Origin of the sequence: Streptomyces sp. TLI_053 (assembly GCF_900105395.1) — a bacterium.
Lineage (GTDB): Bacteria > Actinomycetota > Actinomycetes > Streptomycetales > Streptomycetaceae > Kitasatospora.
The window spans coordinates 5719253-5746013 of record NZ_LT629775.1 but is presented as its reverse complement, the minus strand read 5'-3'; the positions used below and the strand labels follow the sequence as shown (position 1 = coordinate 5746013).

The following is a 26761-nucleotide window of genomic DNA, read 5'->3' as shown; positions in this document are numbered from 1 at the left end:
CCGGATCACCGCGCCCGGCCGCCGGGGACACCGGGGGTGTCCTGAGCCGCGGCGGTCACCGGATCCGTCGCCGTGCCGGGGACTCCTGCCAGGCGGGTGACCGCCGCGTACGCGCGAGCGCGCAGCAGGAGTGCGCCCCGGCGGGCGGTCCCGGTGAGCGCCCCCGGCACGAGGGAGGCGCCCGCCCGCCACGAGCCGCGGGGGCCGCCCGCCGCCGGCCGCAGCGCCCGGGACCGCGCCAGCACCGCGACCGGGGCGGCCACCAGGGCGACCCAGCCCGCCGCCGCCGGCGCCGTCCACCAGGGCACCGGCCCCAGCTCCGCCATCCGGCCCGCCCCCAGCGCCCCGCCGGCGAGCCACCCCAGCCCCGCCGCCGCGGCACCGACCAGCAGCCCGGACACCAGCGCCGCCACCACCGTCGCCGTCACCGGCCACGGGCCGCCCGGCCACACCGGCCCGGCGGCCCGCCCGCCGCCCGCCGAGGCGGCCCGGCCCAGCAGCAGCCCCGGCACCACGCCCGCCAGCGCGGGCAGCACGCACACCGCCAGCCGCCAGCCGCCCGCCCCCGGCTCCGGGAGCAGCGCGAACAGCGGGAACTCCGGCACCGGGCCCAGCGCCGTCCGCACCGGCGACACCACCGTCCCCGCGCCCACCGCGAACCCCGGCCCGAGCGCGTACGCCGTGCCCCACAGCACCGTGTTCGGCAGCAGCACCAGGGTCAGCAGCAACGCTCCCGCCACCGCCGCCGGCCCACCGGCGAGGACCGCCGACCCGGCGCCCCCGCCCACCGCGGTGAGCACCGCCGCCACCGCGACCACCAGTCCGCCGGCCGCCAGCAGCCCCGCCCCGGCCGCCAGCGCGGCGACCCGGACCACCGGCGCGCCACCGGTCGGCCGAACCCGCTCCGGCAACCCGGCCAACGCCCGTTCCAGGGCCTCCGCCCCGACCGGGGCAGCCCCCGGCCGCCGCGCACCGGCCGCCACCGCCAGCCCGGCCACCAGCGCGACCGCCGCGAGATCGGCCACCACCCGGGCCCGGAACTCCCCCGCCCCCGCGCACTGCGCCACCACCGCGCAGGCCACCGCGCAGTAGCCCGCCCAGACCGCCCGGACCCCGCCGCGGCCCCCCGGCCGTCCCTCGCCGCGCGCCGCCACCCGACCGGCCGCCCGGTGCAACTGGCCCACCGCCAGCAGCCCGAGCCCCAGCGGTGCGACCGAGAGCGGCACCCCGGCCGACCCGCGCAGCACCGGCGCACCGTGCCCCAGCAGCCACAACGCGGACGCCAGTCGCAGCGCGCCGGCCGCGCCGTCGTCCGCGAACGGGGTCACCACCCAGAGCCCGAGCACCGGAACGGTGACCACCGCCAGCCCGAGCAGGGCCGTCCGGACCCCGGTGAGCAGGGCGGAGAGGACGGGTCTGGCCCCCAGTTCGCCCGGCGCTCCCAGAATCGGACGACCCGTCAGCTGCGTCATGGGCCTCATCGTGCCAAGGCGACTCGCCATGCTCCGTGAAGAGGCAAACCGCCGGGGTGTCCCAGATTATTGGCTTATGCGCATTTTCAGACCATGCCCTCTCGCCGCCGCGACCGATCCGGCCCGGAGCGTCTGATGACCAAGCCCCCGACCGCCGCCCGCACCGGCACCCAGCCCTCACCTCCCGCCGCGCCCGCCGCAGCCGCCGCCGCGCCCGCCCCGACGAACCGCGGCGGGAAGGGTCGCCCCGGGAAGCGCAAGGGCGGCCGGGGCCGGACCGGCACCACCACCGGGACGGAGGGGGCCGCGCAGAACGGCGGGGGGATGCCGGACGCGGACGCGGCGGCACTGCTGCGCCGGCTGACGGCCCGTGAGGCCGAGGCCTTCGCCCATCTCGCCGACGGCCGGGACCTCGCCGAGACCGCCGCCGCGCTGGGCGTCACCCCCACCACCGCCCGCAGCTACCAGCACCGGGCGCTGCGGAAGCTGGGCACCCGCACCCAGGCCGAGATCGCCGCTCTGGCCGCGCTGCTGCCGCCGCCGGGGCCGGGCGCCTCGTCGGCTCCGGCGAAGGCGTCGGCTCCGGCTCCGGCTCCGGCTCCGGCTCCGGCGAAGGCGTCGGCGTCGGCGGCGTCGGCGAAGGCATCGGCTCCCGCTCCCGCGAAGGCCGGGGCGGACGGCGACGGCCGCCGCCCGGTCGCGCCCGGGCACTCCCCGGGCCGGAAGGCCGCCCCGTCCCGGTCGGCACCCGCCGCTCCGACGGCCGGGCCCGCACGCACCGGCCGACCGACGGCGGCGCCGAAGGGGACGACGACGCCCCGGAACGCCCCGGCCGCGGCACCGGTGCCGCCCGCCCCCGGTCCGCAGCCCGCAAGGACCCGGCCGGACGCGGTCGGCGCGGCCGAGCCCACCGCCGCACAGCCGCCGGTCACCGCGCCCTCGCCCGCCCGGCCCACGCGGACGGGCAGAGGCCCCGAGCCCCGCCCGACGGGTGTCACCGGCGGGCCCGGACGCCGGTCCGGACCGGCGTCGGCATCGACACCCGCACCGGCTCCGGCCGCCGACGAGGCCGCGGCCGGACCGCCCCCCGACACCGGTGGACGCCCGCCGGCGACGTTCGACGAGGTGTACGAGGCGGCACACACCCGGCTGGTGCAGCAGGTGTTCCTGCTCACCGCGTGCAAGCACCGGGCGGTGCACTGCGTCGGGCGGGCGTTCGGCGAGGCGCGACGGCAGTGGCCGGAGGTGGCCGCCGGGGCCGAGCCCGAGCAGTGGGTGCGGACGCGGGCGTTCGAACTGGCGCTGTCCCCCTGGCACCGGGGTGGACCCCGGCGGGCGCACGCGTGGCGCTTGCCGCACCGGCGGATCAAGGTGCGGCCGGCGGACGAGGGCCAGGCGGTGCTGCCGGACCACGACCGCCTCACCGACCGGGACCGGGCCCTGCTCAAGGCGCTGCGCCGGCTCTCCCGTCCGCAGCGCCGGGCGCTGGTGCTGCACGACGGCCTGGGCCTGCCGGCCGCGGCGGTGGCGGTGGAGGTGGAGTCCACGGTCGCGGCCGCCGAGGGGCGGGTGTGGGCGGCGCGGACGGCGCTGACCCGCTGGGTCCCGGACCTGGTGGGGCCGGATCCGGCGGCGGAGGGGTTCGCGGACCGGCTGTGCGGGCTGCTGCACCGGGCCGCGGTGCGCGGGGTGCCGGAGCCGCACCGGCCGCCGGTGCCGCTGCTGCGGGCCCGGCAGGGGCTGGTGCACGCGGGCCGGACGGGAGCGGCGGCGCTGCTGACGGTGGCCGTCGGCGGCGCGGTGGCGGCGACGCTCGCGGGTGGCGGGCCGGGCGAGCTGTTCCGGCCGCCGGATCCGCCGCCGCCGGTGCTCTGCGCGCCCGTGCCGACGCTCGCGACCGAGCCGGAGGCACTGCTGCCGCTGCTCCCGGAGGGGGCGCCGTCCGGGATCCACAGCCTCTGGTGCTCGCCGACGCCGGGGCTGGAGCCGGTCGTGGTGGACCCGCCGCCGCCCCGGACGGACGGGCCGTACCGGCCGCCGGCGGGCGGGCGGGCCGGGGTGGCGCTGCCGCCGCCGGCCGCGGTGGCCCCGGAGCCGCCGGGCTGCGCCTCCTGGGTGCTGCGCCCCTGCCCGGCGGAGCACCGGCCGCCGCGCTGACCCCGGCCCCGCCCCCGGGAACGACGGCACCCCTGGGCACGACGGCGGCCCGGGGCACGACGGCGGCCCGGGGGAAGGCGGCGGCCCCGGGAACGCCAGCGCCCCCGCACCGGCGAGGCCGGGCGGGGGCGCTGTGCGCGAGCGGGGGGGCGTCAGCCCTTGAACAGCTCACGGGCCAGGCGGGCGGTCTCGGACGGCGTCTTGCCGACCTTGACACCGGCGGCCTCGAGGGCCTCCTTCTTCGCCTGGGCGGTGCCCGAGGAGCCGGAGACGATGGCGCCGGCGTGGCCCATGGTCTTGCCCTCCGGGGCGGTGAAGCCCGCGACGTAACCGACGACCGGCTTGGTGACGTGCTCGGCGATGTAGGCCGCGGCACGCTCCTCGGCGTCGCCGCCGATCTCACCGATCATGACGATGAGCTCGGTCTCCGGGTCCTCCTGGAACGCCTTGAGGGCGTCGATGTGGGTGGTGCCGATGACCGGGTCACCGCCGATGCCCACGGCCGAGGAGAAGCCGATGTCCCGCAGCTCGTACATGAGCTGGTAGGTCAGGGTGCCGGACTTCGAGACCAGACCGATCTTGCCGGCCTTGGTGATGTCGGCCGGGATGATGCCGGCGTTCGACTGTCCGGGGCTGATCAGGCCGGGGCAGTTCGGGCCGATGATCCGGGTCTTGTTGCCCTTCGAACCGGCGTAGGCCCAGAAGGCGGCGGTGTCGTGCACCGGGACGCCCTCGGTGATGACGACGGCCAGGCCGATCTCGGCGTCGATGGCCTCGACGACGGCGTCCTTGGTGAACTTCGGCGGCACGAAGATGACGGTGACATCGGCACCGGTCTTCTCGATGGCCTCGGCGACGGTGCCGAAGACGGGCACCTCGGTGCCGTCGACGTCAACGGTGGTGCCGGCCTTGCGCGGGTTGACACCGCCGACGATCTGGGTGCCGGAGGCGAGCATGCGGCGGGTGTGCTTCATGCCCTCGGAGCCGGTCATGCCCTGGACGATGACCTTGCTGTCCTTGGTAAGGAAGATAGCCATGGTGTGAAAGTCCCCTTCCTTACTTGTTGGCCAGCTCGGCGGCGCGGTCGGCCGCACCGTCCATGGTGTCCACCTGCTCGACGAGCGGGTGGTTGGCGTCGGTCAGGATCTGCCGGCCCAGCTCGGCGTTGTTGCCGTCGAGACGGACGACCAGCGGCTTGGTGACCGCCTCGCCCTTCTCCTCGAGCAGCGCGAGGGCCTGCACGATGCCGTTGGCGACCGCGTCGCACGCGGTGATGCCACCGAAGACGTTGACGAAGACCGACTTGACGTCGGCGTCGCCGAGGATGATCTCCAGGCCGTTCGCCATGACCTCGGCGGAGGCGCCGCCACCGATGTCGAGGAAGTTGGCGGGCTTGACGTTGCCGTGCTTCTCGCCGGCGTACGCGACCACGTCGAGGGTGCTCATGACGAGGCCCGCGCCGTTGCCGATGATGCCGACCGCACCGTCGAGCTTGACGTAGTTGAGGCCCTTGGCCTTGGCGGCGGCCTCCAGCGGGTTGGCCGCGGCCTTGTCCTCGAGCGCCTCGTGCTCGGGCTGGCGGAACTCGGCGTTCTCGTCCAGGGAGACCTTGCCGTCGAGCGCGATGATCTTGCCGTCACCGGACTTGATCAGCGGGTTGACCTCGACGAGGAGGGCGTCCTCCTTGATGAAGACGGTCCACAGCTTCTGCAGGACGTCGGCGACCTGGTCGGCGACCTCGGCCGGGAACTTCGCCGCGGCGACGATCTCGGCGGCCTTCTCCGGGGTGCAGCCCTCGTTGGCGTCGACCGGGATCTTGGCGAGCGCGTCGGGGTTCTCCTCGGCGACGACCTCGATCTCCACGCCGCCCTCGACGCTGGCCATGGCCAGGAAGGTGCGGTTGGTGCGGTCCAGCAGGAACGAGACGTAGTACTCGTCCTTGATGTCCGCGGTCTGGGCCAGCATCACCTTGTGCACGGTGTGGCCCTTGATGTCCATGCCGAGGATCTGCTCGGCCTTGGCGACGGCGTCCGCCGGGTCGGCGGCGAGCTTCACGCCGCCGGCCTTGCCTCGGCCTCCCACCTTCACCTGAGCCTTGACGACGGCGCGGCCGCCGAAGCGCTCGGCGATGGCGCGAGCCGCTTCGGGGGTCTCGATGACATCGCCGTCAAGCACGGGAACGCCGTGCTTGGCGAAGATGTCCCTCGCCTGGTACTCGAACAGGTCCACGTGTTTGTCCTTGTTCGTGGTCGCGGATTGTGTCTCTACGAGCGTGCCACGGCAGGATCTTCGCTGCGGGTCGTCGGGGCGGTGCGGGTACGCAGAGGTACGGCCTTGCGGCCCACACAGCCACGGGCGCACACGTCAATTCACACGCGCGTCACGTCCGTCTGGCAGGTTATCCCCGCCGGACGGGCCTGTTTCGCCCGGGGCCTGCCCGTCTTTGGTGAGAACCGTCACAGAAAGCCCGACAGGCGTGCGCCGGGCGCTCGGACCGGCGGGTTTGCTCGTCCACGCCCCATGTTCGCCCGTACGAGTGAGACCGGCGTGCGCCGGGCCGACCACCGCGGTCGCGGCCGCCGGACGGCGGCCTTTCACACCCCCCGGTCCGGTACCGGGATCGGGCGCTTCCCGATCGCCGCCGCCATGATCTCCGGGAAGGCGTCGGGGGTGCACGCGAAGGCCGGGGCGCCGAGAGCGGCCAGTGCGGCGGCGTGCGCGTGGTCGTAGGCCGGCGCGCCCTCGTCGGAGAGCGCCAGCAGGGCGACGAACTCGACGCCCGCCGCCTTCATCGCGGCCACCCGCTTGAGCATCCCGTCCCGGATTCCGCCCTCGTAGAGGTCGCTGATCAGGACGACGACCGTCTCGGCCGGCCGGGTGATCCGGGACTGGCAGTAGGCCAGCGCCCGGTTGATGTCGGTGCCGCCGCCGAGCTGGGTCGCGAAGAGCACGTCGACCGGGTCGGCCAGCTGCTCGGTGAGGTCGACCACCGAGGTGTCGAAGACCACCAGCCGGGTGTCCAGGCTCTTCATCGAGGCGAGCACGGCACCGAACACCGCCGCGTGCACGACGGACGCGGCCATCGAACCGGACTGGTCGACGCAGAGCACCACGTCCTTCCTGACCGCGCGCCGGGCCCGGGCGAAGCCGACCAGCCGCTCGGGGACGACGGTGCCGTGCTCGGGCAGGTAGTTCCGCAGATTGGCCCGGACGGTGCGGTCCCAGTCGATGTCGCGGTGGCGCGGACGGCCGACCCGGGCGCTGCGGTCCAGCGCGCCGCCGACGGTGGCCCTGGTGCGGTCGGCCAGTCGGCGCTCCAGCTCGGCGACCACCGTGCCGACGACCGCGCGGGCGGTCTCCCGGGTGGTCTCGGGCAGCGCGTGCTTGAGCGAGAGCAGGGTGGCGACCAGGTGGACGTCCGGCTCGACGGCCTCCAGCATCTCCGGTTCCAGCAGCAGCTGCTCCAGCCCGAGCCGGGTGATCGCGTCCTGCTGCATCAACTGGACGACGGTGGAAGGGAAGTACTCGCGGATGTCGCCCAGCCAGCGGGCCACCTGCGGGGCCGAGCCGCCGAGGCCCGCGGAGCGGCGCCCGGAGCGCGGCTGCCCGGACCGGCCCTCCTCGGGAGCGCCCCGGTAGAGCGCGGCGAGCGCGCCGTCCATCGCGGCGTCCCGGCCGTACAGGGCGCGGCCGGTGCCGTCGGCCTCGCCGCCGAGGACCAGCCGCCAGCGCCGCAGCCGCTCGTCGGCGGGGGCGGTGGGGAGCAGGGGGGTGCCGGCGGCCATCGGGGACTCCTCTGGGTGCGGTCTGCGGTCTGTGGTCTGCGGGAGGGGACGGGACAGGACGGGGTGGCCGGTGGCCGTCAGGTGTCGCGGCCCCCGGCCTGCCGGGGGATCCTCGGGCGCTCGCCCCCGGGGCCGGCCCCGGCGCCCGGCCCGGTCGCGGCGGCGGTCGGCAGGCCGAGCAGCAGGGCGACCACCGGCAGCGCGGCGCCGGCCCGGTCGAGGTCCACCTCGGCGGCCTCCGCCGAGGGTCCGGCGTCGCCGGCGTCGAGCGGGCCGGCCGCCACCCGGCTGCCGACGGTGTGTCTGACCCCGGCCTCCAGGGTGGCGAAGGTGCGGCGCAGCAACGGCAGCAGATCGGTGAAGACCTCCGCCGGGACACCGGTCAGCCAGGCGTCCAGCAGGCCCAGCAGCCGGGGGTCGTGCAGCAGCAGCGTGCCGCCGCCGGACAGGAAGCCCTCGACCCACCCGGCCGCGTCCGCCGGGCTGTTGGCGGTGGAGAGCACCAGGCCGAGCCGCCGCCCGGCCTCCGCCGGGTCCAGCCGGCCGTCGTCCAGCAGCAGCCGGACGGCCCGCCCGCGCAGCAGTCCGGGCACGCCGGTGGCCGGTCCGCCGGAGGGCTCGCGCCGGGCGAGCGACCGCAGCGTGCCGGCCCAGCGGTCGGCGAGGTCGTCACCCCCGCCCAGCAGGCCGATCGCGGCGTGCACCTCGTCGAGGTGGGCGCGCATCACGCCGGCACCGGCGGCGTCCAGGCCGGTGCAGGCGGGCGGCAGGCCGACCCGGATCCGGTCGGCGATCCCCCCGGCCACCTCGCCGAGGGCGCCGTGGTCGGTGCCCCGGACGTCGCCGTACCGCAGTGCGCGGACCAGCGCGGGCAGGGCGCGGGCCAGGTGGGCGACATCGGTGTCCAGTGCGGCGAGGTCGGCGAGCGCCCGCATCACGGCGGGCAGCGCCTCGGCCAGGCCGGCCACCAGGCAGGTCTCCACCAGCCCGGTGAGCTCGGCGAGTTCGGCCGCCGCCCGGGCGGTGCCGACGGCCTTGCCGACGGCGGCCCGCTCGACCGTGGTGCCCCACTGGGCGGCCTCGGCGATCCGCACGGCGAACTCGGGCTGCCAGCACAGCCGCCAGCTCTCCCGGAAGGTGCCGGTGGAGGCGACCCGGGAGCGGACCGGCACGCCCCAGTCGACGCCCAGCAGCCGCAGCCGGTGCAGCAGCCGGGAGCGGGCCGCGTCGGTCTCCTTGCGCAGGTCGAGGTCGAGGTCGCGCGGCTCGGGCACGGGCTTGAGCCGCAGGGTGCGCTGGAGCCGGGCCAGGTCGCGCTGGAGCGGGACGGCCGGCGCGTCCTCGGGCACCGAGCCGAGCGCGTCGCCGATCACCAGCCGGTCCTGGACCAGCGCCAGGGCGACGTCCGAGCCCTCGCACATCACCGCGCGGACGGCGTCCAGCGTCTCGGTGAGCCCGGCCAGCGGGCGGCCGCGCAGCCCGGCCAGGGCGCGGGCCAGCCGGACCGCCTCGATGACGTGCGCGGAGGAGACCGGGTGGTCCTCGGCGCGGAGCAGGCCGGCGGCCCGGGTGAGCCAGCCGGGCAGCGGGTCGCCGTCCGTCCGGTGCAGGTGGTGGTACCAGCCCGGGGAGACGATCCCGGCGCCGTAGCCGGCCAGTTGGGAGAGCCGGCGGTGCGTCCAGGGCACCCAGGTGATCTCGGTCCGCACCTTCTTCGGCAGCCCGGCGAGCAGCGCGCGGTCCTCGGCGACGGCCGGTGTCCGCGCCAGCGCCGGGACGTGGAAGGCGCCGCAGACCACCGCGATCCGGCGGTGGCCGGCCCGGCGGGCGGCGCGGATCCGGCCGCGCATGTACGCCTCGCGCTGCCGGTCGCGCAGGCTCTCCGCGCCGTCCTCGCGCAGCACCGCCATCGCCTCCGCGACGGCCGCGAACGGCGCGAGCGCGTCCTCGCCGTCGGCGGGGCGGCGGTGCTCGACGACGTCCTCCCACCAGCGCTCGGGGTCGTCGTGGCCGGCCGCCTCGGCGAGCCGGGCGATCGGGTCGCGCGGCAGGGCGGTGCCCTCCTCCTCGGCGCCGCCGTCCCCGCCCTCGGCGCCCTCGGCGAAGGAGTGGCCGGCCGGCAGGTCGACGAACTGGAGCGGCACCCCGCGGTCGACGGCGTACCGGATCGCCACCCACTCCGGCGAGAACTCGGCGAAGGGCCAGAACGCGGCCCGGGCCGGGTCGTCGGCCGCGTGGGCCAGCAGGGCGACCGGCGGCACCATGTCCTTCGCGGCGGCCAGCCCGAGGATCGGCTCGGCCTCCGGCGGCCCCTCCACCAGGACCGCGTCCGGCCGCAGCCGCTCCAGCGCGGCCGCCACCGCGCGGGCCGAGCCCGGTCCGTGGTGCCGTACTCCCAGCAGCGTCACCTCTGCGCTCATCGCGCCCTCCCTCCGGTTGTCGGCGAGTCCTGCGGTCCCGCGGTCCCGCGGCTCAGCGGGCGTTCTCTCGGGCGGCGCGGTAGAAGTCCTGCCAGCCGTCCCGCTCGCGGACCACGCCCTCGACGTACTCACGCCAGATCTGCTGGTCGGCGGCGGGGTCGCGGACCACGGCGCCGATCACCCCGGCCGCGACGTCACCGGCCCGCAGCACTCCGTCGCCGAAGTGCGCGGCGAGCGCCATGCCGTTGGTGACCACCGAGATGGCCTCGGCGGTGGACAGGGTGCCGCTCGGGGTCTTCACCTTGGTCCGCCCGTCGGTGGTGAGGCCGGCCCGCAGCTCCCGGAAGACGGTCACCACCCGCCTGATCTCCTGTGCTCCGCCCGGCAGTTCGGGCAGCTGGAGCGAGCGGCCGAGCTGCTCGACCCGGCGGGTGACGATCTCGACCTCCTCCTCCAGCGAGCCCGGCAGCGGCAGCACCACGGTGTTGAAGCGGCGGCGCAGCGCGCTGGACAGCTCGTTGACCCCCCGGTCGCGGTCGTTGGCGGTGGCGATGACGTTGAAGCCGCGCACGGCCTGGGTCTCGGTGCCCAGCTCCGGGATAGGCAGGGTCTTCTCGGACAGGATGGTGATCAGACCGTCCTGGACGTCCGCGGGGATGCGGGTGAGCTCCTCGACCCGGGCGATCCGGCCGTCCGCCATCGCCCGCATCAGCGGCGAGGGGACGAGCGCCTCCCGGCTGGGCCCGTCGGTGAGCAGCCGGGCGTAGTTCCAGCCGTAGCGGACCGCCTCCTCCGGGGTGCCCGCGGTGCCCTGCACCAGCAGCGTGGAGTCGCCACTGATCGCCGCCGCCAGGTGCTCGGACACCCAGGTCTTGGCGGTGCCCGGCACTCCGAGCAACAGCAGCGCCCGGTCGGTGGCGAGCGTGGTGACGGCGACCTCCACCACCCGGCGCGGGCCGATGTACTTGGGCGTGATCACGGTGCCGTCGGCCAGTTCGCCGCCCAGCAGGTAGGTGGCGACGGCCCACGGGGAGAGCCGCCAGCGCTCCGGGCGCGGACGGTCGTCCAGGGCCGCCAGCGCGGCCAGCTCGGCGGCGAACGCGTCCTCCGCGTGCTGCCGCAGGACATCGGTCACGAGGTCGGTCATCGGGGCCCCTTCGGGTCGGCCCTCCGGGCACACGGATGCCCGGGCGGCGGGATGGTCGGGGGAGCCGGATCGGCGTCCCGGCCTGCGGGAACCAGCCTGCACCGGACCACTGACAATCCTGACCGGACCTCAGTTCGGTTCGTCCGGCGGCCGGGTCGGCCTGTCAGACCCGGCACCTAACGTCGTCGCCATGGAGGAACGCTGGAGCACCGAACACGTCCTGTCCCTCGCGCCCGACGCCGCCTCGCGGAAGGCCGCGGGCAAGCTCTCCACGTCCGCGCCCTGGTCCGCCGCGGGCACCGACGGCGAAGCGGTCTGGGGCGAGTGCCGGGGCAGCGGCGGCACGCCGTACCGCACGGTCGTCGAACTCGCCGCGCCCGCCTACCGGTGCAGCTGCCCGAGCCGGAAGTTCCCGTGCAAGCACGCGCTCGGACTGCTGCTGCTCTGGAGCGGCTCCCCCGACGCCGTGCCGGACGGCGCCGAGCCCGCCGACTGGGCCGCCGAATGGCTGAAGGAGCGCCAGGAGCGCTCCGGGCAGCGGGCCGGGCGGGCGGCGGCGCCGGCCGACCCGGCCGCCGCCCTGCGCCGCGCCGGGAAGCGCTCCGCCCGGGTCGCGGCCGGCGCCGCCGAACTGCGGCTGCGGCTCGCCGACCGGGTCCGGCACGGCCTCGCCGACCGCTCCACCGCCGGCCCCTGGGAGGAGGTCGCGGCCCGCATGGTCGACGCCCAGGCGCCCGGACTGGCCACCAGGGTCCGCGAACTCGACGCGCTGCCGCAGCACCGGCTGCTGGAGGAGTACGCGATGCTGCACCTGCTCGCCACCGCCGCGACCCGCCTCGACGAGCTGCCCGCGCCGCTCGCCGCGACCGTGCGCGCCCGGGTCGGCTACACCACCGAGACCGCAGAGCTGCTGGCCGGCCCGACCGTCCGGGACCGCTGGCAGGTGCTCGGCAGCCGCACCTCGCCGATGGAGGGCGGCGCCGACGAACGGCTGACCACCCGTCGGCTCTGGCTGCACGGCGCCAAGACCGGCCGCCAGGCCCTGCTGATCGCCTTCGGCCGCCCCGGGCAGGCGCCCGAACTCGCCCTGCCCACCGGCCGGGTGGTCGAGGCCGAGCTGGCCTTCCACCCCGGAGCCCGCCCGCTGCGGGCGGTCCTCGGCACCCGCTACGGCGCGCCGGGGGCCGCGCCCGACGGCCCGCCGGCCGGCCTGGGCGTCGCCGAGGCGGCGGCCGGCTACGGCACCGCGGTGGCCGACGACCCGTGGCTGGACGCCTGGCCGACCGTGCTCACCGGGGTCGTGCCGGTGCTCTCCCCCGAGGGCTGGCAGCTCACCGACGGCCGGCACACCGCCCCGGTGCACCGCGCGGCCGTCACCGAGGCCGCGCTGTGGCGGCTCGCCGCCGTCTCCACCGGCCGGCCCGTCACCGTCTTCGGCGAGTACGGCCACCAGGGCTTCGCCCCGGTCACCGCCTGGGGCGCGGACGGCCGCCCGATCGGCCTCACCGCGCCCTGAGCCGGCCGCCCCGGGCCCGCGCGCGCCACCGCCGGACCCGACCGGCCCGTACCGGCCCGAACCGGCCCGAACCGGCCCGACCCGACCGAACCCGCCCGACGTCCGACCCGACCCGTCCACCGGAGGAGGAGGCCCCGTGCCCGACCCCTGGGAGTCCCTGCAGACCGCCGCCCTGCTGGGCACCGACCGCCGACCGCTCCCCGCGCCCGGCCCCGTCGCCCCGTACGACGGCGCCGTCGACCGCGCCGACCCGGCCACCGCCCTGCTCGAACTCGCCGCCCTGGAGACGGTCCGCCGCCGCGCCGGCGCGCTGCCCGCCCCGGCGGACGGCCCACCCGCCGCCCCGGCCGCCGAGGACCACCGGACCGAGCTGCCCGCCGCGGCCGCCCGCCGGCTCTCGCTGCTGCTCTCCACCCGCGGCACCGGCGGGGGAGTTCTCGCCAACCTCGGCGAGCTGCTCCCGCAGTGGCTCGCCACCGCCCGCGACCGCGGCTACCGCGTGCCCGCCGCGAGCGTCCCCGCCCTGCTGGACGCCGCCCGCGCCCGCAGCGAACTGCGCCCGGACGCGGTCGCGCTGGCCGGCCCGCTCGGCCGCTGGCTCGCCGAGCGCAATCCGGACTGGCGGTTCGTGCAGCGCGCCGCCCGGCCCCCGGCACCGGCGGCGGACACCGCCCCCGCCGAGGGGGACCAGCTCTGGCACGAGGGACTGTTCGCCGAGCGGGTCACCCACCTCACCCTGCTCCGCCGCCGCGACCCGGCGGCCGGCCTGGCGCTGCTGCGCGGCACCTGGCCCACCGAACGGGCCGAGGACCGGCTGCTGTTCCTGGACGCCCTCCAGGAAGGCCTCTCGCCCGCCGACGAGCCGTTCCTGGAGGCCGCGCTGGGCGACCGCAGCAAGAACGTCCGGGCCACCGCCGCCGAGCTGCTCTCCACCCTGCCCGGCTCCGCGCTGGCCGCCCGGATGGCCGAGCGCGCCCGCACCGCCGTCCGGCTCTCCGAGCACGGCACCCATCTGCTGGTCACTCCGCCGGCCGCCTGCGACCCCGCCATGCAGCGCGACGGCATACCGCCCAAGTCGCCCACCGGGCGCGGCGAACGGGCCTGGTGGTTCGGCGAGGTGATCGCCGCCGCGCCACTGGCCCTGTGGACCGCGCACACCGGCCTGACGCCGGAGCGGCTGCTCGGCCTGCGGGTCGGCGACGCCATCGACGAGACCAGCAGCACCTGGGCGGACGACCTGCGCGAGGCGTGGGCCCGGGCCGCCGTCCGCCAGCAGGACCCCGACTGGGCGCGCGCCCTGCTCGGCCCCCCGCCCGTCCCCGGTCCCGGGCGGACGGCCCGCGCCACCGGCGCCCCGGCCAAGCTGCTCGCGGTGCTCCCGCCCGCCGAACGCGCCGTCTGGACGGCCGCCTTCGTCGAGGCGCACGGCCTGGGGGACGCCTTCCAGCTGCTCGGGGCCTGCGCCACCCCGTGGACGCCGCCGCTCTCCACCGCCGTGGTCGGGGCCCTGGCCCGGGCGGCCGGTTCCGGGGCCTACCCGTGGAGCCACAGCGGCGTGCTGGGCATGACCGAGCGGGCGCTCTCGCCGGCGGCCGCCGGGGCGGTCGAGGAGCTGGCCGCCGGGGCCGCGCCCGCCACCGCCTGGGGCGAGACCTTCACCCGGCTGGCCGGGACGCTGCGGTTCCGCGAGGCGATGCTCGCCGAGCTGGCGGCCTGACCCGGGCCCGCCCCGGCCCGTGGGGCGATGCCGCGCGGGGGGATGCGGCGCGGGCCGAACCAGCCGGGGCCGAACGGCCCCGGCCCGGCCGTCAGCCGGCGGCGCGCAGGTTGGCCGTGACCCAGGCGACCACCTCGGTGGTCGGCGTGCCCGGGGTGAAGATGTCGGCGACGCCCATCGCCTTCAGCTCGACGATGTCCTCGGGCGGGATGATCCCGCCGCAGAACACCTTGATGTCCGCCGCGTCCCGCTCCTTCAGCAGCTCCAGCACCCGCGTGCACAGGCTCATGTGCGCGCCGGACAGGATCGACAGGCCGATGCCGTCGGCGTCCTCCTGGATCGCGGTGTCGACCACCTGCTCCGGCGTCTGGTGCAGGCCGGTGTAGATGACCTCCATGCCGGCGTCGCGCAGGGCGCGCGCGATGACCTTGGCGCCTCGGTCGTGCCCGTCGAGCCCCGGCTTGGCGACCACCACGCGGATCGGTCCTGACACACCCATCACTGCCTCCTGGACCTCGTCGTCCATCACCCCGCCGGGCCTTGTGGGCATGGGCCGGAGTTAACGAGCAATAACCAATCTGAGGGGAGGTTAGCGCCACCCGCCCCGGTTGGGCCCGCCGCCCCTCAAGAGGAGGGGAAAATCACAGGCGGCCACCGCCCCTCCCCCGGTTCTACCCCCGCAAGCGCACGCCCACAGCCCCTTGACAACCGGACTTTTGTCCGGATGTCGGGCTTGCGGCTACAGTCTCGGTCGTTTACCCCCTCGCCCGACGACGCGCCCGAGGAGGCAGCCGCGATGGCTCCCGAAGCCGCACCTCGCCCGACCCGTGCGGAACTGCGCGTCGCCGCCCGTGAGCAGTCCCGGGCCCAGCGCCGCGACGCCGCCAAGGCCGCGACCCGGACGGCGCTGCTGCGGGTCGCGCTGCCCTCGGTGGCCGCGCTCGGTGTCGCGGCCGCGGCCGCCGTCACCGTCCAGGGCGAGGCCGACCAGCAGCGGGCCCAGGCCGCCGGCCGGATCCCCGAGCAGACCACCGCCGCCGGCGCCGCGGACAACGCCCAGGCCACCCAGGCCGCCCAGCAGGCGCTCGCCGCCGCCGGCGCCCAGGCCGCCTCCCGGGGCGACGCCCGCCAGCCGCTCACCGGCACCCAGGCCGGGGACGGTCCCGCCGGTCAGCCCGCCGCCCAGGTCGCCACGACCGACCAGGCCCCGCCGGAGCGCCCGAAGATCGCGATGCCGGTGGCCCAGCACGGCCTGGGCGAGGTCTTCGGCGCGGCCGGCACCCACTGGGCGAAGCGGCACACCGGCATCGACTTCCCGGTGGACGGCGGCACCGCCGTCATGGCCGTCACGGACGGCACGATCCGGACCCAGTGGAACCCCTCGTACGGCTACATGACCATACTCAAGATGGCCGACGGCACCGAGGCCTGGTACTGCCACCTGCGGTCGTACAAGATCCGCAAGGGCACGGTGAAGGCGGGCGACGTCATCGCCTTCGTCGGCAGCAGCGGCAACAGCACCGGACCGCACCTGCACTTCGAGATCCGCCCGGCCGACGGCGGCGCCCCCGTCGACCCGCTGCCCTGGTTCCTCGCCCAGGGCCTCGACCCGCGCTGAGACAGCGCGGGCCGGGTGGTCCGAGCGAGCGGTCGGACCCCGGTCGGGCCAGGGTCGGGCACCGGACCGGATCGCGCCCCGGTCAGAGCTTCTCCACCGGCGCGTAGCGCAGCAGCAGCTGCTTGCGGCCCTCCGTACCGAAGTCCACGGTGGCCTGCGCCTTGTCGCCGACCCCGGCGGTGGCCACCACCGTGCCCAGCCCGAAGGTGTCGTGGGTGACCCGGTCGCCGACCGCCAGCGCGACCACCTCCCGCTCCACCGCCGCGCCCGCACGGCGCGCCGACTGCCCCCAGCCCGCCTTCGGCGAGGCCGCCGCCGTACCGCGCGCGGAACCCCCGCGCGACGAACCGCCCGAGCCGCCGGAACCGCCCGAGGACCTCCCGCCCCAGGACGACCCCGAGGAGAAGCCGCGCGCGGCCGGCGCCGGGGCGCCCCCGGTGCGCTTCCACTCCACCAGCGTCTCCGGGATCTCCTCCAGGAACCGCGAGGCCGGGTTGTACGCCGGCTGCCCCCAGGCGCTGCGCAGCACCGACCTGGTCAGGTAGAGCCGCTGCCGGGCCCGGGTGAGCCCGACGTAGGCGAGCCGCCGCTCCTCCTCCAGCTCCTTGACCTGGTTGAGCGCCCGCATGTGCGGGAAGATGCCGTCCTCCATGCCGGTCAGGAAGACCACCGGGAACTCCAGGCCCTTGGCGGTGTGCAGGGTCATCATCGTGATGACGCCCCGGCCCTCGCCGTCCCCGTCCGGGCTTCCTCCTGCTGTCCCGGACTGCTGCGCATCCGGGATCTGATCGGAGTCGGCGACCAGCGCGACCCGCTCCAGGAAGTCGGGCAGCGAGCCGACCGGCGGCGCGCCGTCCTCCCCCGCGTCCGGGCGCTCGCCCGGGTCCTGCTCGTACTCCAGAGCGACCGAGGCCAGCTCCTGGAGGTTCTCCACCCTGGTCTCGTCCTGCGGGTCGGTGGAGGCCTGGAGCTCGGCCAGGTAGCCGGTCTCCTCCAGCACCGCCTCCAGCACCGCGGCCGGTCCCGCCCCGGACTCGACGACCTGGCGCAGCCCGGCCATCAGCTCGTTGAACTTCTTCACCGCGTTGGCCGAGCGCGCGGCCATGCCGTACGCCTCGTCCACCCGCCGCAGCGCCTGCGCGAAGGAGATCCGCTCGCGGGCGGCCAGCGCGTCGATCATCGCCTCGGCTCGCTCGCCGATGCCGCGCTTGGGCACGTTGAGGATCCGGCGCAGCGGCACGGTGTCCTCGGGGTTGGACAGCACCCGCAGGTAGGCGAGGACGTCCTTGACCTCCTTGCGCTCGTAGAAGCGCACCCCGCCGACGACCTTGTACGGCAGGCCGACCCGGATGAACACCTCTTCGAAGACGCGGGACTGCGCGTTGGTCCGGTAGAAGATCGCGACGTCCCCGGGCCTGGCCGCGTCCGCGTCGGTGAGCCGGTCGATCTCGTCGGCGATGAACTGGGCCTCGCCGTGCTCGTCGTCCGCGACGTAGCCGACGACCTTCTCCCCGTCGTCGCCGGCCGTCCAGAGCTTCTTCGCGCGCCGGTTGGCGTTGCGCTCGATGACCGCGTTGGCGGCGCTCAGGATGGTCTGGGTGGAGCGGTAGTTCTGCTCCAGCAGGATCGTGGTGGCGTTCGGGTAGTCCTCCTCGAACTGGAGGATGTTGCGGATCGTCGCGCCGCGGAAGGCGTAGATCGACTGGTCCGCGTCACCGACCACGCACAGCTCGGCGGGCGGCACCTCGGCGAGCCGGCCGGCCGCCGGGTCGACGAGGTCGCCGTCGACGGTGCGCTTCGGCGCGGCCGCGACCGCGCCGCCGCTCAGCTCCCGGACCAGCATGTACTGGGCGTGGTTGGTGTCCTGGTACTCGTCGACCAGGATGTGCCGGAACCGCCGCCGGTAGTGCTCCGCGACGTCGGGGAAGGCCTGGAGCAGGTTCACCGTCGTCATGATGATGTCGTCGAAGTCGAGCGCGTTGGCCTCGCGCAGCCGCCGTTGGTAGAGGAAGTACGCCTCGGCGAGCTTCTTCTCCATCGGGTTGGCGGCCTGGTCGGCGTAGGTCTCCTCGTCGATCAGCTCGTTCTTGAGGTTGCTGACCTTCGAGGTGAAGGACTTCGGCGGGTACTGCTTCGGATCCAGGTCGAGGTCGCGGCAGACCAGGGCCATCAGCCGCTGCGAGTCGGCCGAGTCGTAGATCGAGAACGACGAGGTGAAGCCGAGCACCTTGGACTCGCGGCGCAGGATCCGCACACAGGCGCTGTGGAAGGTGGACACCCACATCGCCCGGGCGCGCGGGCCGACCAGCTGCTCGACGCGCTCGCGCATCTCGCCGGCCGCCTTGTTGGTGAAGGTGATCGCCAGGACCTCGCCGGGCTGGACTCCGCGGGCGCCGAGCAGGTGGGCGATCCGGTGGGTGAGCACCCTGGTCTTGCCGGAGCCGGCGCCGGCCACGATCAGCAGCGGCGAGCCGGCGTGCAGCACGGCCTCGCGCTGCGGGTCGTTCATGCCCTCCAGCAGCGCCGCCGGGTCGATCACCGGGCGGGCGGCGCCGTTGCGGTAGAAGGCGTCCCGCTCGGCCTGCGCGGCGTGGTCGGTGTGGAACAGCCCCTCGGGGATCGCCTCCTCGAAGGCGTCGTACGGGACGTCGTCCTCGTACGGCGGCGGCTCCTCGTCGATCGGCGGCGCGGGCTGCTTCGACCCGGCGGCGGGGGCCTCGAAACCGGGGAGCGGGAGGTCGTCAAAGAGGCTATTCATGGCAATGACGAGTCTATGGCCACCCACCGACAACCCCGCCCGGCCCCCGCCCGGCCCCCCGGACCGGGAGGGGCGGGACGGGGCCGCCGCCGGTCGGACCAGCCGGCGGTCAGACCAGCCGGCGGGCGGTCGCCCAGCGGGTCAGCTCGTGCCGGTTGCTCAGCTGGAGCTTGCGCAGCACCGCCGAGACGTGGCTCTCCACCGTCTTCACCGAGATGAACAGCTGCTTGGCGATCTCCTTGTACGCGTACCCCCGGGCGATCAGCCGCAGCACCTCGCGCTCGCGCTGGGTGAGGCGGTCCAGGTCCTCGTCCACCGGCGGGGTGTCGGTCGCCGCGAAGGCGTCCAGCACGAACCCGGCCAGCCGGGGCGAGAAGACCGCGTCCCCGTCGCCGATCCGGAAGATCGCGTCGACCAGGTCGGTCCCGGTGATCGTCTTGGTGACGTAGCCGCGCGCACCGCCGCGGATCACGCCGATCACGTCCTCCGCCGCGTCCGAGACGGAGAGCGCCAGGAAGCGCACCCCTCCCGGGTCGCCCATCAGCCCGGCCGAGCGCCGCAGCACCTCGACGCCGCCCCCGCCGGGCAGGTGGACGTCCAGCAGCACCACGTCCGGCCGCGTCTCGGCCACCACCCGGACCGCGGACTCCACGTCGTCGGCCTCGCCGACCACGTCGATACCGGTCGTCTCGGTGCGCCCGATCTCGGCCCTCACCCCCGTCCGGAACATCCGGTGGTCGTCCACCAGCACGACCCTCGCCCGGCGCTCCGGCGCTGCCTCAGTCATTGGCCCTCTCCATCTCCAGCTCGACCTCGGTCCCGCCGTCCGGCGCGGGCCGCACCCGTGCGGTGCCGCCGTTGCGCTTCATCCGGCCGAGGATCGACTCGCGTACGCCCATCCGGTCCTCGGGCACCGTGTCCGGGTCGAAACCCGGTCCGTGGTCGCGGACGAACACCATCACGGTCCTCCCCTCGACCTCGGCGTAGACCTGGACCGGTCCCCCGCCACCGTACTTGGCCGCGTTGACGGTCGCCTCCCTCGCGGCCTGCATCTGGGCCGCGATCCGGTCGTCCATCGGGCAGTCGCCGACGACGACCACCTCGACCGGGACCCCGTGCCGGTCCTCGACCTCGGCGACCACCGCCCGCAGGCTCTCCGCCATGGTGTCCGGCGCCGCCTCGGCGACCGCCTCGGGGCGGTAGAGCCACAGCCGCAGTTCGCGCTCCTGGGCGCGGGCGAGCCGCAGCACCTCCTTGGGGTCCTCGGCCCGGCGCTGGATCAGGGTCAGCGTGTGCAGCACCGAGTCGTGCACGTGGGCGGCGATCTCGGCGCGCTCCTGGGCCCGGATGCGGGCGGTGCGCTCGGCGCCGAGGTCCTGCCACATCCGCAGCGCGTACGGCCCCACCAGCACCAGCACACCCGCGAGCACCGCCAGCGAGGCCTCGACCACCGAGCCGATGGTCGAGCCGCTGCCCTGGGTCGCGAGGAAGGCGATGATGCCGGCCACCACCAGCAGCACGCCCGCGCCGACCCGGGTGTAGGCGCCGCGCCGCTTCTCGCCCTCCTCCAGACCGAACCAGCGCTGCCAGCGCGAGTCGTCGGCCTGCCGCCAGACCAGCGCCACACCGACGCCGATCGCCAGCAGCGGCCAGGTGTACGGCTTGGCGGTCTGCACGTTGAGCGCATTGAGCAGCGCGATCACGCCGATCACCAGCATCACCAGGGCGGCCAGCTGACCGAGGCCGCCCTGCCGCTGGCCCCGGCCGGTACCGGCCGGCTGGGTACCGGCCGCCGCGGCCGCCGGCGCCTCGCCCAGCTCGACCGGCTCGCCGCGGAGCGTGTGCTGCAGCACCTCGCGCATCCGGCCGATCCACCCGCCGCGCCGGCCGCCGTCCTTGTTCAGCTCCCCGCCGCGCCGGCCGCCGCCCTTGCCCAGCTCCCCGCCCGCCACCGTCCCGGCACCCACCGGGACGAAGGTGCCGTTGACGTACAGCCAGTGCGGGCCGCCGCCGCGCGGGGCCGGCTCGCCGATGCCGATCGGCACCACGAACCAGAACGCCGCGTACAGCAGCCCGCCGAGTCCCTGGGCGAAGAACAGCACCACGAAGGCGATCCGGACCCAGCTGACGGGCAGTCCGAGGTGGACGGCCAGTCCGTGCGCGACGCCGCCGAGCATCCGCCCCTGCGGGCTGCGGTACAGCCTGCGGTACGGGGGCCTGCCGTCGCCGGGGGCGGACGGGTCGCCGCCCCCGGCCGACGCGGGCTCGGGGGCTGGGGAACGGGGATCGGAACCGGGTGCTGCCACGGCACCGATCGTTCCACGCGGGCGGACCCGCACGCATCAGGGTGGAGCCCTGACCCTTCTCAGGGACAAGTCAGGGTCCGAGCAGGGGCGGGACCGGTTGGGCGGGGCTCCGGCACCCACCAGGATGGTGGCATGACCGAAGACCACCGTACCGAGGAGCTCCACGAGGCCGGGCCGGGCGCCCGGAGCGCCGCCGACCGGCCGCCGCTGACCCGGGCCGAGCGCCACCGCGTCGTCGCCGGCGTCTGCGGCGGTCTCGGCCGGCACCTGGACATCGACCCGGTGGTGTTCCGCGTCGTCACGGTCGTGCTCTGCCTCTCCGGCGGTCTCGGCCTCTTCCTGTACGGACTCGCCTGGCTGATCGTGCCGACCGAGCCCGGCGCGGACGGCAAGGGCGGCGGCCGCTCGGGCCGCACCGAGCTCCAGCGGGTGCTCACCGGACGGGTGGACGGCCAGTCGGTCGGCGCGGTGCTGCTGACCGTGATCGGCACCGGCGTCTTCTTCTCCTCGATGGGCGACGGCGACCAGCTGTTCCCGCTGCTGCTGCTCGGCGGGATGGTGTTCCTCGCCGTCCGCTACGACCCGGAGCGCCGGCGCGGCCGGATCCGGGGCCGGCGCAACCGCCGCCGCGGCCACGGGTTCGGGCACTCGCACGCCCACGGTGCGGGCGGCCCGTACGACCGCCACTTCCCGGACGCCGGACCGGCCGCCGGGGTCACCGCGAGCGGCTACCGCTGGCCGCCGGAGGAGGACGAGGACGCCCGGGCCCGGCATGCCCGGGAGCGGGCGGCCGGCACCGTCCCCGCCGACACCCCGCACGCCGGTCCGACCGGCTACCTGTGGGACCCGCGCCACCCCGAGCGCAATCCGTACGGCGGGGAGGCGCCCGCACCGCCCGGTCCGCCCGCACCCCCGGCGCCGCCGTACGGCACCCCGACCCCGCCGTACGGCACCCCGGCCCGGCCCTGGTGGCAGCGGACCGACCTGCCGGAGGGCGACCCGCTGCGCAAGGGGACCGGTCCGACCACGCCGTCCGCGCCGCACCCGCCCGTGGTGGTGCACCGGCGCGAACGCTCCCCGCTCGGCCTGATCGGCCTGCTGCTGGCGGTGGGCGCGGCCAGCGCGGTCTGGTCCGCCTCCGCCGACGGCGGGACGGTGGGCGCCGGCGGTGTGCTGGCGACGGCGCTGCTGGTGATCGGTCTGACCCTGCTGCTCGGCGCGAAGTTCGGCCGGGCCCGCCGGCTGGTGGTCCCGGGTGTACTGCTGACCGTCGCGCTGACCGTGGTCGGCCAGTCCTCGGTCTCGGCGCAGAACCTGCTCGGCGAGCGGACCTGGACGGCCGTCACGGCGGGCCGGCTGGAACCCAAGTACACGCTGGGGGTCGGCACGGTGCGGCTGGACCTCGGCGGGCTCGACCCGGCCGGCGCGACCCTGGCCACCGAGGTGGAACTCGGCGCCGGGGACATGACCGTGACGGTGCCGTCCGACGTGACGGTGAACGTACGGACCGAGGTGGGGCTGGGCCAGGTCCAGGCACCGGGCCTCGACGGCCCCGACAACGGCCCGGGCAGGCGCAGCTACCAGGTGCTGCCGGCGAACGGACAGACATCCAAGGGAACGCTCGACCTCGCGCTGCGGATCGGGCTCGGCAACATCAAGGTGGTCCAGAAGTGAGGAAGCACCAGCTCGATCTCTTCTCGCTGATCGCGGGGGGCCTGTTCACCGTGATCGCGGTGCTCTACCTGGTGGCGGCGGTGAACGACGTCTCGGTCAACGGCCGGATCGTCATCCCGGTGACCTTCATCGTGCTGGGCCTGGGCGGCCTGGCCGGGGCGGTGGCGGCGGCGGTGCGCCGCTCCCGGCCGGAGGAGCCCCGGCAGGACTGACCGTACGGGCCGGTCCTCCGCGGGACCGGCCCCCGGCGGGGCGTCAGCCCTCCACCGGCCCCAGGCGCAGCTTGTCGCCCTCCTTGGTGACCGGGTACTTCGGCAGCGGCTTGGTGGCCGGCCCGTTCAGCACCGCCCCGGTCGCCGCGTCGAACCGGGAGCCGTGGCACGGGCAGTACAGCTGGCCGTTCTTGGGCGCGTCGACCGCGCAGCCGGAGTGGGTGCAGACCGAGGAGAAAGCGCAGTACTGGCCCGCCTTGGGCTGCACCACGTAGACCGCGTCGCCGCTGACCGGGTCCTTGACCTGGGCCGAGCCGCCGACCGGGACGCTCGCGGCGTCGACCGTGACCGGCGGGCCGGCCGGCGCCGGGGCCGCGGGCTGCTTCGCCTTCGCGACGGGCTCGTCCCGTCCGAAGGTGGCGGTGAGCGAGCCGGTGAGCAGCCCGGCCCCGCCCATCGCGACGGCCGCGATGCCGCCGTCCATCAGGGCACGCCGCCGGACGTGGTCCTCGGCCAGGCCGCGGAGCCGGTCCCGGCCGGCCCGCCGGGCGAGGTAGCCGTCCACCGACAGGTGGGGGGTGCCGGCCAGCAGCAGCGGCGTCCAGGCCATCAGATAGACGAGGTCGTTGCCGAGGTAGTAGGGCGAGACGTTCCAGCTGACGGTGAGCCAGAGGCTGAGCCCGATCAGGGCCCCGCCGGCGGCGGCGAGCCGGCCCCAGAGGCCGAGCAGGGTGCCCAGACCCACCGCCAGCTCGCCGAAGGCGACCAGCAGGGCGAACGGCGTGGGGTGGTCGAGGGCCGGGCCGAGCAGGAAGGAGATCGGGCTGGAGCCCTTGGCGGCGCGGGTCTGCGAGACGAACGAGGCCGGGTCGCCGGCGCCGGCCAGGTAGTGGCTGTCGGAGAGCTTGTCGAGCGCCGCGTAGACGAAGGTGACCCCGAGGAAGAGTCGCAGCGGCAGCAGCGCGAGCCGCGAGCCGGCCGCCTTCCAGGCGGCGACCCGCCCGGCTCTGCCCGCCGGCCCCGAACCCTCGCCGCCGCCCGGGGGCGGTCCGGCCGTACCGTCGCCGATGCCGGCGGCCGGACCCGGCCCGGCCGCCACGGAGCTACTGGCCTCCGACATTCCCCACACCTTCCTCGCCGGCCCGTCACCGCCTGACAGGTCCGGACGCATTCTGCCCGGTCGTGAACGCTTTCGGTGGGACGGCCCACCCGCCGGGTGCCCGCGGACACGGAACGACCGTGCCGCCGCTCCCCGGTACGGGAGCGGCGGCACGGTCGTTCAGAACCGGTTCGGGACCGGCCGGGGCGGGGAGTCGCTCACTCCCACTCGATGGTGCCCGGCGGCTTGCTGGTGCAGTCCAGCACGACGCGGTTGACGTCGCGGACCTCGTTGGTGATCCGGGTGGAGATGCGGGCCAGCACGTCGTACGGCAGGCGCGACCAGTCGGCGGTCATGGCGTCCTCGGAGGACACCGGACGCAGCACGATCGGGTGACCGTAGGTCCGGCCGTCGCCCTGGACGCCGACGCTGCGGACGTCCGCGAGCAGGACCACCGGGCACTGCCAGATCTCGCGGTCCAGGCCGGCCGCGGTCAGCTCCTCGCGGGCGATCGCGTCGGCCTCGCGGAGCAGGTCCAGCCGCTCCTCGGTGACCTCGCCGACGATCCGGATGCCCAGACCGGGGCCCGGGAACGGCTGGCGCTGGACGATCTCCTCCGGCAGGCCCAGCTCCTGGCCGACCATCCGGACCTCGTCCTTGAACAGCTTGCGCAGCGGCTCGACCAGCGAGAACTGCAGGTCCTCGGGCAGGCCGCCGACGTTGTGGTGGGACTTGATGTTGGCGGTGCCGGTGCCGCCGCCGGACTCCACCACGTCCGGGTACAGGGTGCCCTGGACGAGGAAGTCGACCGACTCGCCGTGCTCGCCGGCCTCGGCGACGATCTCGGCCTGCGCCTGCTCGAAGACCCGGATGAACTCCCGGCCGATGATCTTGCGCTTCTCCTCCGGGTCGCTGACGCCCTTCAGCGCGGTGAGGAAGCGCTCCTTGGCGTCGACCACCTTCAGCTGCACGCCGGTGGCGGCGACGAAGTCCTTCTCGACCTGCTCGGTCTCGCCCTTGCGCATCAGACCGTGGTCGACGTAGACGCAGGTGAGCTGGGAGCCGATGGCCTTGTTGACCAGGGCGGCCGCGACCGCGGAGTCGACACCGCCGGACAGACCGCAGATGGCGCGCTTGTCGCCGACCTGGGCGCGGATCAGCGCGACCTGCTCCTCGACCACGTTGCCGGTGGTCCAGGTGGGGGCGAGGCCGGCGCCGCGGTACAGGAAGTGCTCCAGCACCTGCTGGCCGTGGTCCGAGTGCAGCACCTCGGGGTGGTACTGGACGCCGTAGAGCCGGGCCTCGTCGTTCTCGAAGGCCGCGACCGGCACCACGTCGGTGGAGGCGGTGACGGTGAAGCCCTCCGGGGCCGCCGAGCAGGCGTCGCCGTGCGACATCCACACCGAGTGCTGGGCCGGGACGCCCTCGAACAGGGTCGAGCCGGTGCGCGAGACGACCAGCGGGGTGCGGCCGTACTCCCGGGCGCCGGAGTTGTCGACGGTGCCGCCGAGCGTCTTGGCCATCAGCTGGAAGCCGTAGCACATGCCGAAGACCGGCACGCCGGCCTCGAAGATCGCGCGGTCCAGCTGCGGGGCGCCGTCCTCGTAGACCGACGAGGGTCCGCCGGACAGGATGATCGCCTTCGGGTTCTTGGCGAGCATCTCGGCGACCGGCATGCTGCTCGGCACGATCTCGCTGTAGACCCTGGCCTCACGCACCCGTCGGGCGATGAGCTGGGCGTACTGGGCACCGAAGTCGACGACCAGGACGGTGTCGGTCTCAGGCACGGACTGGACGGGAGTAGCAGAGGACACAGACGGCCTTCCGGCAGCGGTACGAAAGGTGTCGCACACGGCGCGCCCCTCGGAGGGTGTGCGCCGGGCGACGGGCGGGGGTCTGCCGTCGAGTCTACCGGGCTGGCCGGTTTCACTCGTCTGCCCGCCCCCGCGGCCGTGACCGTCGCGGCGGCCGGTTCGTTGCTCCGGGCGGACCGTACGACCGCGCCGCGTCCGCCAGACGCGTCACCCCGCCCCGGCCAGGGCGCCCCGTACGGCAGTGCAGGACCACGCGTGGAGCTCAACCAGTCCACCGGCGCGCGTGGCGCGGTCGCGGAACCGGTCAGACCGGGGAGCGCCGCGCCGTGGGACCGTGCGCGGGTGCTGCGGCCGGCCAGCAGGGGACAGCGACCCCGGCCGCGACTGGACCAAGGAGGTGGGGCGGTCGGCCGCCGGGGACGCCCGGTGCCGGCCGCCGCACCCGGTGCGATCCCGGCGCACCCCGGTCCCCGTCCCCGCGCCGCTACGCGCGTCTCTGTGCGCTCCGAGCGGAGCCACTACACACGGTGATCATCGATGTCGCCCCGCCGTCACCCCGTCCGGCACCCGGTGGGACCGCCCCGACCCGGGCCGGCGACCGGCCCGGCCGGAAACGGCCTGTACCGAATCATGCCGAATCGGTTGCAGAGCAAGCCCTTCGTCCAGCACGATGCTGTTCGGAAGAGGTTCTCCCGATGGCCCGAGCGCCATCCGCGGAGTGCCGGTCGATGCCGCCGAGACCCGCGGTGGCAACGATTATCACCTCACGCTCCGTGAGCGAAGGCTCGACGCAGGCATGCGTCCGGGACCACCGCCACGGCCTTGTGCGCCCGCGCGCGCCGGCCCACCCCGCCGGATCCGCGGCGACGCGCGACCCATCGGCCATTCGACCGGACGGCGCTCCTCCCCCGGCGCCGTCACCCCAGCACCGGCGCGGCCCTGACGCCGGGTGCTGAGCGACAAAGGGCCCCGTTCCCCCGCGGGGCCCTTTGCCCTGTCCGGGGTCGGTTTCCGGCCCGCTTCCGACAGCGCTCCGCAGGAGAGGCCCTATCGGGGGCGCCGGCTC

18 protein-coding genes and 1 pseudogene are annotated in these 26761 nt (G+C 75.7%); 6 read left to right on the top strand and 13 right to left on the bottom strand.

Features of this window, described 5'->3' with window-relative positions; all coding sequences use genetic code 11:
• Positions 1 to 5 precede the first annotated feature (5 nt).
• The gene (locus tag BLU95_RS42430) at positions 6 to 1472 is read right to left on the bottom strand and encodes a cell division protein PerM (protein WP_093861764.1); all 1467 of its coding nucleotides are present in this window, start codon (positions 1470 to 1472) and stop codon (positions 6 to 8) included.
• Between the two features lie 135 nt (positions 1473 to 1607).
• Here BLU95_RS42430 and BLU95_RS23620 point away from each other — a divergent pair, with 135 nt between their 5' ends.
• Positions 1608 to 3629: a sigma factor-like helix-turn-helix DNA-binding protein gene (locus tag BLU95_RS23620; RefSeq protein ID WP_159424977.1), complete on the top strand. Its 2022-nt coding sequence runs from the start codon at positions 1608 to 1610 to the stop codon at positions 3627 to 3629.
• A 152-nt stretch (positions 3630 to 3781) separates the two neighbouring features.
• Here the strand turns inward: BLU95_RS23620 and sucD are convergent, their stop codons facing one another.
• From sucD to BLU95_RS23595, 5 genes are all read right to left on the bottom strand, one after another.
• Complete coding sequence (gene sucD / locus BLU95_RS23615; RefSeq protein ID WP_030393363.1) at positions 3782 to 4666, bottom strand: succinate--CoA ligase subunit alpha; 885 nt, start codon at positions 4664 to 4666, stop codon at positions 3782 to 3784.
• 19 nt (positions 4667 to 4685) lie between these two features.
• Complete coding sequence (sucC, locus tag BLU95_RS23610) at positions 4686 to 5858, bottom strand: ADP-forming succinate--CoA ligase subunit beta (protein ID WP_093861762.1); 1173 nt, start codon at positions 5856 to 5858, stop codon at positions 4686 to 4688.
• Between the two features lie 365 nt (positions 5859 to 6223).
• On the bottom strand, positions 6224 to 7414 hold the full coding sequence (locus tag BLU95_RS23605; protein WP_093861761.1) for a VWA domain-containing protein: 1191 nt from the start codon (positions 7412 to 7414) through the stop codon (positions 6224 to 6226).
• A gap of 77 nt (positions 7415 to 7491) precedes the next feature.
• Positions 7492 to 9834 (bottom strand): DUF5682 family protein, encoded by a 2343-nt coding sequence (locus BLU95_RS23600; RefSeq protein ID WP_093861760.1) that lies wholly within the window; start codon positions 9832 to 9834, stop codon positions 7492 to 7494.
• Positions 9835 to 9886: 52 nt separating this feature from the next.
• On the bottom strand, positions 9887 to 10981 hold the full coding sequence (locus tag BLU95_RS23595; protein WP_093861759.1) for an ATP-binding protein: 1095 nt from the start codon (positions 10979 to 10981) through the stop codon (positions 9887 to 9889).
• A 190-nt stretch (positions 10982 to 11171) separates the two neighbouring features.
• On the opposite strand from BLU95_RS23595, the gene BLU95_RS23590 reads away from it, so the two are divergent.
• Together BLU95_RS23590 and BLU95_RS23585 are read left to right on the top strand one after the other, a co-directional pair.
• The gene (locus BLU95_RS23590; RefSeq protein WP_093861758.1) at positions 11172 to 12497 is read left to right on the top strand and encodes an SWIM zinc finger family protein; all 1326 of its coding nucleotides are present in this window, start codon (positions 11172 to 11174) and stop codon (positions 12495 to 12497) included.
• A gap of 136 nt (positions 12498 to 12633) precedes the next feature.
• Positions 12634 to 14214: a DUF5691 domain-containing protein gene (locus tag BLU95_RS23585; RefSeq protein WP_093861757.1), complete on the top strand. Its 1581-nt coding sequence runs from the start codon at positions 12634 to 12636 to the stop codon at positions 14212 to 14214.
• A gap of 91 nt (positions 14215 to 14305) precedes the next feature.
• Here BLU95_RS23585 and icmB read toward each other — a convergent pair whose 3' ends face one another.
• The gene (icmB, locus tag BLU95_RS23580) at positions 14306 to 14713 is read right to left on the bottom strand and encodes a coenzyme B12-dependent isobutyryl CoA mutase small subunit (RefSeq protein ID WP_030393356.1); all 408 of its coding nucleotides are present in this window, start codon (positions 14711 to 14713) and stop codon (positions 14306 to 14308) included.
• 297 nt (positions 14714 to 15010) lie between these two features.
• On the opposite strand from icmB, the gene BLU95_RS23575 reads away from it, so the two are divergent.
• A complete protein-coding gene (locus BLU95_RS23575; RefSeq protein ID WP_093861756.1) occupies positions 15011 to 15832 on the top strand; it encodes a M23 family metallopeptidase in 822 nt (273 codons plus the stop codon).
• Positions 15833 to 15914: 82 nt separating this feature from the next.
• Here the strand turns inward: BLU95_RS23575 and pcrA are convergent, their stop codons facing one another.
• The 3 genes from pcrA to BLU95_RS23560 form a co-directional block, all read right to left on the bottom strand.
• Positions 15915 to 18590, bottom strand: a complete 2676-nt coding sequence (gene pcrA, locus BLU95_RS23570; RefSeq protein WP_093861755.1) for a DNA helicase PcrA — start codon at positions 18588 to 18590, stop codon at positions 15915 to 15917.
• Between the two features lie 109 nt (positions 18591 to 18699).
• Entirely contained in the window at positions 18700 to 19377 is a 678-nt protein-coding gene (locus tag BLU95_RS23565) for a LuxR C-terminal-related transcriptional regulator (RefSeq protein WP_093861754.1), read from the bottom strand.
• Positions 19370 to 20896 carry a PspC domain-containing protein gene (locus tag BLU95_RS23560; RefSeq protein ID WP_502689740.1) on the bottom strand — a complete coding sequence of 509 codons (1527 nt, stop codon included), beginning with the start codon at positions 20894 to 20896 and terminating at the stop codon, positions 19370 to 19372. The genes BLU95_RS23565 and BLU95_RS23560 overlap by 8 nt, the downstream gene beginning before the upstream one ends.
• Positions 20897 to 21028: 132 nt before the next feature.
• Between BLU95_RS23560 and BLU95_RS23555 the strand changes: the two genes are divergently transcribed.
• A complete protein-coding gene (locus BLU95_RS23555; RefSeq protein ID WP_093861752.1) occupies positions 21029 to 22570 on the top strand; it encodes a PspC domain-containing protein in 1542 nt (513 codons plus the stop codon).
• Positions 22567 to 22782 carry a hypothetical protein gene (locus tag BLU95_RS23550; RefSeq protein WP_045937775.1) on the top strand — a complete coding sequence of 72 codons (216 nt, stop codon included), beginning with the start codon at positions 22567 to 22569 and terminating at the stop codon, positions 22780 to 22782. Before BLU95_RS23555 ends, BLU95_RS23550 begins: the two co-directional genes overlap by 4 nt.
• A 43-nt stretch (positions 22783 to 22825) precedes the next feature.
• Here the strand turns inward: BLU95_RS23550 and BLU95_RS44280 are convergent, their stop codons facing one another.
• The 3 genes and pseudogenes from BLU95_RS44280 to guaA form a co-directional block, all read right to left on the bottom strand.
• On the bottom strand, positions 22826 to 23239 hold the full coding sequence (locus BLU95_RS44280; RefSeq protein ID WP_231978827.1) for a QcrA and Rieske domain-containing protein: 414 nt from the start codon (positions 23237 to 23239) through the stop codon (positions 22826 to 22828).
• 69 nt (positions 23240 to 23308) lie between these two features.
• Positions 23309 to 23902: pseudogene (locus tag BLU95_RS44275) on the bottom strand (DoxX family membrane protein); the annotation flags it as partial.
• Between the two features lie 197 nt (positions 23903 to 24099).
• Positions 24100 to 25695, bottom strand: coding sequence for a glutamine-hydrolyzing GMP synthase (gene guaA / locus BLU95_RS23540; protein WP_093861750.1), 1596 nt, complete (start codon positions 25693 to 25695; stop codon positions 24100 to 24102).
• Between the last annotated feature and the right edge of the window lie 1066 nt (positions 25696 to 26761).

What these genes read in the sequence shown, in the direction of transcription:
- BLU95_RS44280 (WP_231978827.1), bottom strand. Translation starts at nt 23,239, where the DNA reads ATGGGCGGGGCCGGGCTGCTCACCGGCTCGCTCACCGCCACCTTCGGA.
- BLU95_RS23600 (WP_093861760.1), bottom strand. Translation starts at nt 9,834, where the DNA reads ATGAGCGCAGAGGTGACGCTGCTGGGAGTACGGCACCACGGACCGGGC.
- sucD (WP_030393363.1), bottom strand. Translation starts at nt 4,666, where the DNA reads ATGGCTATCTTCCTTACCAAGGACAGCAAGGTCATCGTCCAGGGCATG.
- icmB (WP_030393356.1), bottom strand. Translation starts at nt 14,713, where the DNA reads ATGGGTGTGTCAGGACCGATCCGCGTGGTGGTCGCCAAGCCGGGGCTC.
- BLU95_RS23595 (WP_093861759.1), bottom strand. Translation starts at nt 10,981, where the DNA reads ATGACCGACCTCGTGACCGATGTCCTGCGGCAGCACGCGGAGGACGCG.
- BLU95_RS42430 (WP_093861764.1), bottom strand. Translation starts at nt 1,472, where the DNA reads ATGACGCAGCTGACGGGTCGTCCGATTCTGGGAGCGCCGGGCGAACTG.
- BLU95_RS23590 (WP_093861758.1), top strand. Translation starts at nt 11,172, where the DNA reads ATGGAGGAACGCTGGAGCACCGAACACGTCCTGTCCCTCGCGCCCGAC.
- BLU95_RS23555 (WP_093861752.1), top strand. Translation starts at nt 21,029, where the DNA reads ATGACCGAAGACCACCGTACCGAGGAGCTCCACGAGGCCGGGCCGGGC.
- BLU95_RS23575 (WP_093861756.1), top strand. Translation starts at nt 15,011, where the DNA reads ATGGCTCCCGAAGCCGCACCTCGCCCGACCCGTGCGGAACTGCGCGTC.
- BLU95_RS23565 (WP_093861754.1), bottom strand. Translation starts at nt 19,377, where the DNA reads ATGACTGAGGCAGCGCCGGAGCGCCGGGCGAGGGTCGTGCTGGTGGAC.
- pcrA (WP_093861755.1), bottom strand. Translation starts at nt 18,590, where the DNA reads ATGAATAGCCTCTTTGACGACCTCCCGCTCCCCGGTTTCGAGGCCCCC.
- BLU95_RS23620 (WP_159424977.1), top strand. Translation starts at nt 1,608, where the DNA reads ATGACCAAGCCCCCGACCGCCGCCCGCACCGGCACCCAGCCCTCACCT.
- BLU95_RS23605 (WP_093861761.1), bottom strand. Translation starts at nt 7,414, where the DNA reads ATGGCCGCCGGCACCCCCCTGCTCCCCACCGCCCCCGCCGACGAGCGG.